Origin of the sequence: Streptomyces sp. YIM 98790 (genome assembly GCF_011421595.1) — a bacterium.
GTDB lineage: Bacteria > Actinomycetota > Actinomycetes > Streptomycetales > Streptomycetaceae > Streptomyces.
In genome coordinates this window covers 1-1,401 of record NZ_WTLH01000381.1, presented here as the reverse complement: position 1 = coordinate 1,401, position 1,401 = coordinate 1, and the positions used below count along the sequence as shown (strand labels likewise).

At 78.2% G+C, this 1,401-nt stretch carries 2 protein-coding genes; both read right to left on the bottom strand.

The window, feature by feature from the left end:
- On the bottom strand, nucleotides 1–630 hold a 630-nt coding region (locus tag GQS09_RS28245), incomplete at its 3' end, for a hypothetical protein (RefSeq protein WP_165990347.1).
- 114 nt (nucleotides 631–744) lie between these two features.
- Nucleotides 745–1,401: hypothetical protein (locus tag GQS09_RS28240; protein WP_165990346.1), on the bottom strand; the 657-nt coding region annotated here is incomplete at its 5' end.

Genomic DNA, 1,401 nt, shown 5'->3' with positions numbered 1-1,401 from the left:
GCCGGCCGCCCCCACGGCCAGCCACGGCCAGGACGCGGCGAGGCCGCCGGCCCCGGCGGAGGCCGCCGTCCCGGCCCCGGCCGTGCCCTCCAGGCCGGAGCGTCCGGTGGCCTCGAACCGTGCGGCGGCGAGTCCCACCGCCTTGGAGGTGCCCTCGCCGACCATGCCGACCGTCTCCAGCAGCCACAGCAGCTCCTCCTCCTCCGGGGCGCGGTACCAGCTGGAGAGCGTCTCCTCGCCGTGGAGCACCCGGTTCACCCAGACGGAGTCGTCCAGCACGTAGAGGAGGTGCTGCCGCCAGGCGTTCACGTCGTGGGCCAGCCAGGTGACCCGGATGGCGCAGCAGGCGCCGCCGGTGGCGTAGTCCGCGAGCTCCGGCGGAAGTTCCTTGCCGGCCAGGGTCATGACGTCCTCGCCGCCGTCACCGGTCTCCGGGTCGGCGACGGGGGCCTCCAGCAGGCGTTCCAGATCGGCGTACTCGGTGGAGTGCGCGGGGAACGCGGTGGCGCGGTGGCCGTCGTTGAGCAGCACGCTGGTCGGTCCGCCGGCCGCGGCCGGCGGCGCGGCCGTCAGCAGCAGGGCGGACAGACCGAGCAGGGCGACGAGCACGGCACGGGCACGGCCTCGCATGGGAACCTCCCGGGTTCGGGTCGGACGATCGGCACGCGGGCCGCCGGCCGGCCCCGCTGCCGTCCCTACACCGCCGCGTCCGCCCGGGTTCCGCGGGCGGGGCACCGGCCGTTCTCAGGGCGCCGGGACGGTGGCGGCCAGGGAGACGGCCTGGTGCCGGGAGGCGATGCCCTCCAGCCGGAGGGTGCGCCCGTGGCCGCTCAGCTCCCAGACCAGGGTGGGGCCGGCCGGGCGCGGGCCGGCGGCCGTCCCGGCGCCGTCCGGGCCGGTCAGCGACAGTTCCACCAGATGCGGCCCGGGCAGCCACAGCGCCGTCCGCCCGTTGACCTCCGTCCAGCTCAGCCCGTCCGGCGGGGTGCTCTTGTACAGCACCGGGTCGAGCGCGGCCTCGGCCTGGTCCAGCCGGATCGCCACCTCGGCCCCGGCGTGCCAGCAGACGGACAGCAGACGGCCGTCGTCGGTGACCCCGGCGCTGTCCGGCGGCCCCAGACCGGGCGGCAGCACGGCCGCGAACCCGGCCCGGCGCTCGGCCTCGTCGAGGCCCAGCTCACCGCAGGCCGGGGGCTCGGCCTCGGCCAGCCGCAGCGACGGATCGAGCCGCACCTGCACCGCGCCGATCCCGAACCAGCCGGCGACCGTGGCCCGCACCGGTGGCGCGGCCAGGGCCAGGGCCAGGGCGAGGGCCGCCAGCAGCGCGCTCCCCGCCACGGCGGGCCGCAGCCGGAAGCGCGGCCGGAAGCGCGGCCGGAGGGGCGGACGGAACGGCAGCCG